General features: G+C 72.0%; 7 protein-coding genes. 4 read left to right on the forward strand and 3 right to left on the reverse strand.

Translation table 11 applies throughout. The features are described from left to right. Positions 1 to 405: 405 nt before the first annotated feature. The 3 genes from AB0O82_RS38105 to AB0O82_RS38115 all read right to left on the reverse strand — a co-directional run bounded on the left by AB0O82_RS38105 (position 406) and on the right by AB0O82_RS38115 (position 3,450). A complete protein-coding gene (locus AB0O82_RS38105; protein ID WP_363589557.1) occupies positions 406 to 1,494 on the reverse strand; it encodes a GNAT family N-acetyltransferase in 1,089 nt (362 codons plus the stop codon). Positions 1,495 to 1,573: 79 nt separating this feature from the next. After that, positions 1,574 to 1,924: an ASCH domain-containing protein gene (locus tag AB0O82_RS38110; RefSeq protein WP_363589559.1), complete on the reverse strand. Its 351-nt coding sequence runs from the start codon at positions 1,922 to 1,924 to the stop codon at positions 1,574 to 1,576. 11 nt (positions 1,925 to 1,935) lie between these two features. Next, positions 1,936 to 3,450, reverse strand: coding sequence for a tetratricopeptide repeat protein (locus AB0O82_RS38115; RefSeq protein ID WP_363589561.1), 1,515 nt, complete (start codon positions 3,448 to 3,450; stop codon positions 1,936 to 1,938). Positions 3,451 to 3,667: 217 nt separating this feature from the next. Between AB0O82_RS38115 and AB0O82_RS38120 the strand changes: the two genes are divergently transcribed. The 4 genes from AB0O82_RS38120 to AB0O82_RS38135 all read left to right on the forward strand — a co-directional run bounded on the left by AB0O82_RS38120 (position 3,668) and on the right by AB0O82_RS38135 (position 8,137). Continuing rightward, the gene (locus AB0O82_RS38120) at positions 3,668 to 4,354 is read left to right on the forward strand and encodes a hypothetical protein (protein WP_363589563.1); all 687 of its coding nucleotides are present in this window, start codon (positions 3,668 to 3,670) and stop codon (positions 4,352 to 4,354) included. Continuing rightward, the gene (locus AB0O82_RS38125; RefSeq protein ID WP_363589565.1) at positions 4,351 to 5,829 is read left to right on the forward strand and encodes a hypothetical protein; all 1,479 of its coding nucleotides are present in this window, start codon (positions 4,351 to 4,353) and stop codon (positions 5,827 to 5,829) included. Before AB0O82_RS38120 ends, AB0O82_RS38125 begins: the two co-directional genes overlap by 4 nt. Positions 5,830 to 5,840: 11 nt before the next feature. After that, positions 5,841 to 7,493, forward strand: coding sequence for a hypothetical protein (locus AB0O82_RS38130; RefSeq protein ID WP_363589567.1), 1,653 nt, complete (start codon positions 5,841 to 5,843; stop codon positions 7,491 to 7,493). A gap of 101 nt (positions 7,494 to 7,594) precedes the next feature. After that, entirely contained in the window at positions 7,595 to 8,137 is a 543-nt protein-coding gene (locus AB0O82_RS38135; RefSeq protein WP_363589568.1) for an NUDIX hydrolase, read from the forward strand. The last annotated feature ends 332 nt before the right edge of the window (positions 8,138 to 8,469 follow it).

The raw sequence follows: 8,469 nt of genomic DNA on the forward strand, positions 1-8,469 counted from the left end.
ATGACCAACCGCCTGACCGCCAGCCCCGACAAAATCGGGCAATACCTCCGCCCGAAACCTCTCGCGGCAGCCTAAATCGGTATCGAACACCCTCTGAGGCGTCTCTGCGCACGAGTGCCGTCTGGTGGACGTGCCCATCGAGGGGGTCATGGCGGCGCCTGCGACGTCTTCGTCCCCGGTCGCTCCGGTCGCTGCCTGCCTTCATCTCAGGCGGGGTGAAGGCCACCAGGTTGTGGTCCGGTGGGCAGTAGACCGTGGCGCTGTCCGCGGGCGAGCGGGTTCCCGGGACAGCATCACGGCCTACTGCCCGCTGCCGGTTGTCGGCGGTTCGACGGCTTCATCATCGGTAGCGCAGATCGGCCTCAACCTGGTTGGGGTAACCCAACGGACCGACGTGCTCGACGGCTACCTTCCGGGTGCGGTGACGGTGTAGACGACCTGGTCCTGGCCGTACTCGACGAGGTGCCCGGCAGCCACGAGGCCCAGCTTTTGTAGCAGGTTGCGCGAGCGGACGTTCGCGGCCTGGGTAACGGCGATCAGCTGGTGGCCGGGCACAGCGTGGTGGCCCCAGCGGAGCACGGCTCCGACCGCCTCCGCCGCGAAGCCCCGACCCCCGTACGCGGGGAGGAATTCGTAGGAGACCTCGGCCCGGCCCGGCGCACGGTGGTCTTCGTCGAGGGTCACCCGGCCTACGGCTTGTCCCTCGCAGGGCAGGAACACGGTGAAGTGGCCCGGCCGGCCTGCGGCACCGGCCAGGCGCGCGCCGAGGCGGTCGGCCGGGACCGGGCCGCCCAGGAAGCGGCGGACCTCGGGGTCGGTCCACAAGCGCTCAAGGAGTCCGGCGTCGCCTGCCGCGACGGGGCGCAGCCGTAACCGCGGCGTGGACAACTGGCTTGGCCAGTGTTCGCGGAGCCAGGCCGTGGTGCTGTCCGTGGTGGCTTCCTGTGTCCGGAGCAGGAGCAGGTCGAGGATGGGTCCGTTGGCGCCGGATCGGTAGGGACCGGCGTAGGTGTAGCCGAGGCGGCGGTAGAGCTGTTGGGTGGGCTGGTCTCCGGGCATGGCGAGGAGGGAGACCCACTCGGTGTGGAGTGCGTTCAGGAGCGCGGTGTGCAGACGGGTTCCGATTCTGCGGCGCTGCCAGTCGGTGCGGACGGCGAGTTCGCAGATCCCGGCGAAAGATTCGGTGGTGCGGGCCTGCGCCGTGATGGTGGGCAGGAGTTGTTCGCCGAACCAGTAGCCGGGGCTGCAGCGGAAGCCGTAGGCGAAGCCGACGGGGCAGCCGTCGGAGGAGGCCGTGATCAGGGTGAAGCCGTCGTTGCGGGTGTGCGCGGTGATCTGGCGGCGCAGGGTCTCGGGGGTGAATCCGGCCTGGGCGACGTCGTCGTCACCGGTGTGGGCGTCGGCCCAGATGTCGGCGAGGGAGTCGAGAGTGGCGCCGGTGTCGTCGGCGCCGTGGTGCTGCAGGGACACCTGCGGCATCGTGGGGGAGTCCATGGTGTCTTTCCGGGTGGGAATGGTGATCCGGTGTGTCGGGGTGTCCGGCCGTGCGGGGCACTGTTCGGCGGGCGTGTTGTCACCTCCCGGCGGAATGGAGGCGGAGGTGGATCGCGAGAACGCCGAGCGCCTCCTTCTGCGGCGGGTAGATCTCGCGGCAGGCCGTGAGGAGTTCGGCACGGTTCATGCCCTCGCTGCCGATCGCCTCGTTGTCCTCGGCGTCGAGCATCGCCTCGAAGGAGTCGTACTCGGCCACCTTGATGACCCGGGTGCTGCAGCAGATGTCGCCGGACTCGAAGACGAGCAGCTGGCCCGGGCGGATCCTGCGCATGCTCGGGTAGCCGACGCGGACCTCGATCGTCTTGGTGCCGCGGGCGATCAGGTCGAGGTAGGGCCGGCGGATCTGGATCACGCGGTCCTGTTCGGGCATGGACTTCCCTTCTAAGCCGGGGTGGACAGGGCGGTCAGGCGCTCGCGCAGTTCGCCGGCGGCGCCGTGACCGGGGTAGCGGCGGGTGAGGTAGGCGGTGAGGTCGGCGGCTCGGTTGCGCACGGAGTCGACGACGCGGTCGGAGCCGAGGGCTTCGGTGCCCAGAGCGACGGCGTCGTCGGGCGCGCCGAGTTGGGCGTGGGCGAGGGCCAGGTCGATGCGGGCGATGGCCTCGCGGCTGGGGGAGCGGGAGGCGGCCGGGGCGGACTCGTAGATCTGCAGGGCGTGTTCGGCGTGCCGGCGTGCCTCGTCGGAGCGTTCGAGCCAGATGCAGGCGGTGGCCGGGTAGGAGGTGAGGGCGTAGTCGGCGAGCGGCAGCGGGTCCAGGCCGAAGCGGTAGGCCATGCGGGAGGGAAGGAATTTGTGGGCGTCCTCGGCGGCGCGCAGGGAGGCGGTGAAGCCGTCGGCGTCGCCGTCCGCCGCCGCCGCGCGGGCGGCCTGGGCGTGGAGGCGGACGGTGAGCGGGTGGGTGGCCGGCGCCTGGGTGAGGCCGCGGCGGGCGGCGTTGAGTGCCCGGTCGGCGCGGTGTTCGTAGAGGTTGATGGAGGCGGCGGCGTCCATGGCCCAGGCGCTCAGTTCGCCGTGGCCGGCCTGCCGGCCGTGGATGAAGGCGTCGTTGGCGAAGGCGAGGCCGGTACGGGGGCTGCCGAGGTCGTGGGCGAGCCAGGCGAGGAGTTCGGAGAGCCACCCGGCGTAGGCGAGCAGTTCGCGGCCCTGCTCGTGGGTGTGCCTGGCCTTCAGCACCGCGTCCACCTTGCGGCGGTAGTCCAGCGCTTCGGTGAACACCTGCTGCGGGGGCTTGATGGAGTAGGCGTCGTTGAAGTCGGTGACGGCGAGGTCCAGGTGGTCGAGCGTCCCGGCGCCTAGTGAGCTGGCCTCGGCCTGGCGCGTGAACTCCAGCGCCTCGGCGGCGGCCTGGTCGAGGACTTGGGCGGCGGTGGCGGGCGCCGCGAGGGCGAGCCCGGTGAGCATGAGCGCGGTTCGCCGTTTCGTGGCCGCCACCTCCTCCAGCCCCGCTCCCGCGTCGGCGGGTCCTGCTGGGAGTGTCGCACCGTCCGGGCTGCCGGCACAGGTCGGCGCGGGCGTGTAGTCGGCGGCCAGCCCGAGTCGGACCGGGCCCGTGTGCAGGAGGCGGCACAGCAGGTCCTGGTACTCGGCGCTCGGTGCCTTGCCCGCCTCCCAGTCCTTCCAGGAGCGTTCGGTGAGCCCGATCTTGCGCAGGTTCTCCCTCTCGACCAGGTCGTGTGCCGCCTGGACCGCCTCGGTGACGGTCCAGCCCGTCGCCATCCGGAAGGCCTTGAGCGGGCGGTGGCCGCAGTGCGCCTCGATCTCCTTGGCGATCAGCTCGACCAGGTCGTGCGGTACCGGCTCCGGGCTGTTGGCCTGACCGAGCGTCCGCTCTCTGATCCGGCGCCCGCAGGCCGCGGTGTGCGCGCCGTCCGGCGCCGTGGTGCTGGTGACGGTCATGGTGACCTCCCCTTGTCAGCGCTGCCCGCTCCCTGGCGCGGCGTCGCTCTGCTCCCCGGATATGCCTTGCCGCCGGCTGTTCGAACCGCCCTCGCAGGGGCGGTGGTTTCGCCCTGAGCGGGCGGCGATCTCTCACTACAAGCGACCAAGCCGTCACGCCAGGCTAGTGGGTGACGCCACATCAGGCGCCGTCCTTTCGACGGTGAAGGAGGCAGTCGTGCACATCCTCGTGGACGGGCTCGACATGTCCGGCAAGACGACCACGGTCCAGACCCTGGTCTCCCTGCTCGATGGCTGCGGCATCCCGGCGGTACGCCACCGCGGCATGCTCGCCGAGCACCACCCGATCGAACCGCTGCTCAAGCGGCTCCCGCTCGTCCGCCAGGCCGAGTCCAGCGCCATCACCGCCGCCTTCCTGGTCTGCGGGTACGCCCTGGACGCCGCGCTGGTACGCGTCGACCCGCCCCGCACCGACGGCGCGGTCCTCATCCAGGACGGCTACGCGGACAGGACCGTCGCGTTCGGCATGGCCGGCGGCCCCTACCTCACCGCCACACTCAGCCTCTGGGGGGCACGCTTCTTCGCCCCGTTCGACGTCGCCGTCTACCTGCACGCATCCCCCGAGGTCCGCCGCACGCGGATGGAGGGCCGGGAGGAGGTGGACTCCGCCGACCGCCGAAGCGTCGAGGACGAGGCCTTCGCGGCGCGGTTCAACGCGGCGCTGCTGCACGGCATGGCCCACCGCCACGGGAACCGGCTGCTGGTCTTCGACACCGCCGAACAGCGGCCCGAGGAGATCGCCAAGCACGTCCTGGCCAAGGCCGGGCTGGCGTTCACCGTCCCGGCACCCCGGACGGCACCCGTCGAGGAGAACTCCGCGATGGCGGCCGGGAGGACCGCGTGACCGGTGCGCCCACCGCCGTGGACGCCGGAGTGTGGGGTGAGGCCGCCCGCGGCCTCACCACCGCGCTGGGCCGCAGCGTCCTCGTGAGCGTCGAGCGGTTCACCACCGCCGGCCGGACGACCTACTCGGGCCCGTTCCCTCTGGAGGTGGCCCGCCCGACGCTGGCGATCGGCTGCTACCGGCCCTGGCCCGAGGCCGCGCCGCTGCGGGTGCTCGCCGCCGAGAGCGGCACCCGGGTGCGCGGCGTCGCCCAGCGGCGCGACTGGACGGCCGGCCTCGACCGGCTCGCCCGATCGGCGATCGCCGCACTGGAGCGACCCGTGGTCATCTCCGCCTGGTACGGCACCGATCTCCTGCGGTCCTGGGCCGGGCCGCGCGGTGTGGTCGCGGCGATCGACCACGATCTGCGCGCCCGGATCGAGGACAAGGCCTACTTCGGCGAGCTCCTGCTCGACGCCCGGGTGCCCACCGCCCTCCAGCTGCCCGGGGTACGGGTCGACGGCCCGCTGCCGGGCCTGGCGGAGCTCCGTCGCCGGGTCGGGGTCGTGCGGCTGGTGGTGCAGTGCGGCGCCGACTCCGGCGGCCGGGGCACGGTCTTCGTGGACGACGAGCCCGACCTGGCCCGAGCGGCGCGGATGCCGGGCCCGTACCGGGTCACCGCGTTCACCCCCGGCTGGTCCTCGAACATCACCGTGCTGTCCGTGCCGGACTACCGCGGTCGGCTGCGGGTCTACGTCGACCGGCCCTCCCACAAGGCCGTCGGGGTGCCGGAGGCCGGGATCGGCCCCGGCAAGAGCGCGGGAAACTGCTGGTCCATCCCCTGGCTTGAACCGGCCGCGGCCGCCGTCGTGGACGCGGCCGAGCGCATCGCCCGCTGGGCCTGGCGCCGCCACGGCATGTCCGGACTGTTCGGTCTGGACGCGATCCTCACCGACGACGGCCGGGTGTTCCTCAACGAGATCAACTGCCGCAACCAGGGCACCACCGAAGTCTCGGCGGTCAACCAGCAGCTGCGCGGCCTGCCGCCGTTCGTCCTCGCGCACCTGACCACCTTGCTCGGCGGCCGGGTCGACTGGCTGCCCGACCCGGACGACTTCAACGCCGCCACCGTGCGGGCCGCCGTTTCGACGGCGCCGGGCCCCTACTACCTGAAGCTCCGCCACCGGGGCCAGACGCCCGTCGTTCTGGACCAGGGCCTGGCCCGCCCCGGCCGCTACCGCGTCCACGGCGGCCGGCTGCGCTGGGCCGGCCCCGGTACCCACCCTGCCGAGGCCGCCACCGGGGAGGTGCTGCTGGCCAACCTTCCCGAGCCGGGCGTGGTGTGCCTGCCGGGCGCGGAACTCGGCACCGCCGAGGCCGTCACGCCGTGCGGCGGCGGCCCGTTCGCCGGACCCCACCGGCTCTCACCCGTCGGACGCGCGCTGCTGAGGGCCCTCGACCAGCACCTGATCCCCACCGACCTCCCCATCCCCTGAGGAGCGAGACCATGACCACCCAGACCACGCCCCGGCTGCGGGACCAGCTGAGGACCCTGCCGACCGAGGCGCTCACCCACCTCCAGTACCTGCCGCCCGCCGTCGGCTGCGTCAACCGGTGCGCGATGTGCAGCCAGGCCGCCGGCAGCGACATCTGGCAGCTCACCGAGCACGGCCTCGGCGACCTCTTCCACGCCCTCGCCGAGGAGGCCACCCAGCGGGGCGTACGGATCGGCGGCGGGCGAGCCCACCGCCCCGGCGTGCTGTTCCCCTACCTCGACAACGACATCGCGTCCTACCCCTACCTGGACACCTACGCCCGGCTCGCCCGCGACGTCCTCGGCATGAAGATCCGCGTCTCCACCGTCGGCTGGTCCGAGGGCGCTGGCCACCTGGCCGCGATGCACCAGCGCCTGGCCGACGACTTCAAGGACGTCTTCGACGGCATCCGCATCTCGCTCACCCCGTACGCCACCGGCTACGTCGGCAAGTCACCCGGCACCAGCCGCGACCGCTACACTGACGACCTCGCCCACGTCCTGCGGACCTACCGCCCGCTGTTCGACCACCTCGGCCACGGCGCGGCCACCGCCGCCGTCGAACTGCGCTTCGCCCCGCTCGTTGGCCTCGGCGAACTCACTGACATCCACGTCGACGGCCACCACATCCTCGCCTGCGGCCCCCACCTTCTCATCGCCGCCCAGCCCGGCGCGGACGAGCCGCCCTACACCGAGATCGTGCGCCTGGACGAACGCGCCCAGCCGGTGCTCTCCGAGCAGGGCCGCCTCTACCTGCACGTGACGGCCGACGCCGCCGAGCCCACGACGCAGACCGTCCGTGACGCGCTGGACGGAGTCCTGCCCATCCAGCACCGGGCCATCCCCGTCCGGCTGCACCGCCTGCGCAACGCGGACGGCGACTACTGGGCCGTCGACCCGGACTTCCACCCCGACGGCCGCTTCACCGCCCTCAACCTCTACCCGGCCACCGACCGGCACAAGGCCAGCGGGTACACCGACACCACCCGGCACTTCCTCAACACGCTGCTGGCGTACAAGACCGCCCGCCGGATCGACCGACGTCAGAAATTCCTGACCTCGACCCCGGCCGACATCGACGGCGTCCTCACCGCCCTGCGCCAGCAGGCCATGGCCCTGGACCCCGTCGACCGCCTGGCCGCCGCTCACCTGCGCGAGCAGATCCTCCCCCAGGTGAGCGTCTACGCCCGCGCCCTTCTCAAGGCCGGCTACCCCGCGAGCACGTTCTTCTCCCGCGAGTTCACGATCGACACCGGACAGATCGTCAACCAGGGCCGCGCCCAGGCACTGTTCCGGGGCCTGACGGGCACCAACGGCGAGCCGATGACCCTGCGCGAGGAGCGCGGCTTCGGGCAGGCCAGCGTGTCCAGCGACCGCGGTCCGATCTGGCGGATCACCCCGATGCCCTTCTCCGACGGGCACCTGCCGCTGGCCATCACCGGAGGCAAGAACACCCGCACCGCACACCCGACGCTGATGGTCGAGGAGATGGACCCTTGCCACCTCTCACCCGTCATACGCTCCACCGGCTGCCGCCTGCGGCGCATCCCCCTCACCGGCGTCGAGATGGAACACGTCCCGCAGAGTGAAGCCCGCACCCTCCACGGCTTCCCCGGGGCACTCTAGAAAGCGACGCCAAACCCCTTGCCCCTCCCGGACGTTGGGCCGGGAGGCACCACCGGGCACAGCCGGCCCGGCCACGTCCACCACCGAGGAGATCCACACCCATGAGCACCACCGAAGCGACGACCGAGAAGCCGTTCAGCAGGATCAAGGTCCGAGTCACCGGCCTCGTCTTCTGCGGCGACGACGTCGCGCTGCTGCGCCGGGACCGCACCGACTCGACGCACTACACCACCATCGGCGGCAACGTCGGCGCCGGCGAGGACTTCGGCGCCGCCGCCGTGCGGGAGCTGCAGGAGGAACTCGGGCTCGCGCCCGACCAGGTCGACGGCCTGGAGCTGGTCGCGATGGCGGACGCCCGGGTCACCCGGCCCGGGCCCACCGCGCCGCCCCGCAAGATCCACCTCATCTACCGCACCCACGTCACCCCGGAGGTCCGCGCCACCCTGGCGACCCAGGAGTTCGACGAGCTGCCCGACGGCAGCCACGAGGTCGGCAACATCGAGTGGATCGACTACCGCAAGGTCGGCGACCTGCCGCTGTTCCCGCCGATCGGAAAGGTCCTCGCCCAGCTGCCCTCACCGCACGCGCCGCTGCCGGCGTTCGAGCTGGAGCCGGTCACCGACAAGAACTACACCTGGGTCTGACCGCAGCTGGAGCTGTACCCGGGCCGTTGAAGCAGGCCCGGGTACAGCTCCAGCCGATGCTGCGCTCCGGTGTTCAACCTTGGTGGCCGGGGCGCAGCCGTTCCGGGACTTCGCCGTAGCCTGGCAGGTGGACTGTCGGCGGGTGCGGCGGAGGCGGAGGGGCGTTGGTCGGCCAGGGCGCCACAGGGGCGGCGGCTACCGGTGGAGCGAGAAGGTAGTCGTCGGGCTCCGGGGCGAGCTAGTGTGATGCGCCACAAATCATGAGGGTAAGTTGATACCCTTTTATGGTGTCGCATCCTGGGCCTTCTGCCGTGGTGATCTCGCTGTCTGAG

Source organism: Kitasatospora sp. NPDC088264 (assembly GCF_040685715.1).
GTDB lineage: Bacteria > Actinomycetota > Actinomycetes > Streptomycetales > Streptomycetaceae > Kitasatospora.

Bases quoted from the DNA above. Each gene is read 5' to 3' on its own strand.
- AB0O82_RS38135 (WP_363589568.1), top strand. From the start codon at position 7,595: ATGAGCACCACCGAAGCGACGACCGAGAAGCCGTTCAGCAGGATCAAG.
- AB0O82_RS38105 (WP_363589557.1), bottom strand. From the start codon at position 1,494: ATGGACTCCCCCACGATGCCGCAGGTGTCCCTGCAGCACCACGGCGCC.
- AB0O82_RS38130 (WP_363589567.1), top strand. From the start codon at position 5,841: ATGACCACCCAGACCACGCCCCGGCTGCGGGACCAGCTGAGGACCCTG.
- AB0O82_RS38115 (WP_363589561.1), bottom strand. From the start codon at position 3,450: ATGACCGTCACCAGCACCACGGCGCCGGACGGCGCGCACACCGCGGCC.
- AB0O82_RS38110 (WP_363589559.1), bottom strand. From the start codon at position 1,924: ATGCCCGAACAGGACCGCGTGATCCAGATCCGCCGGCCCTACCTCGAC.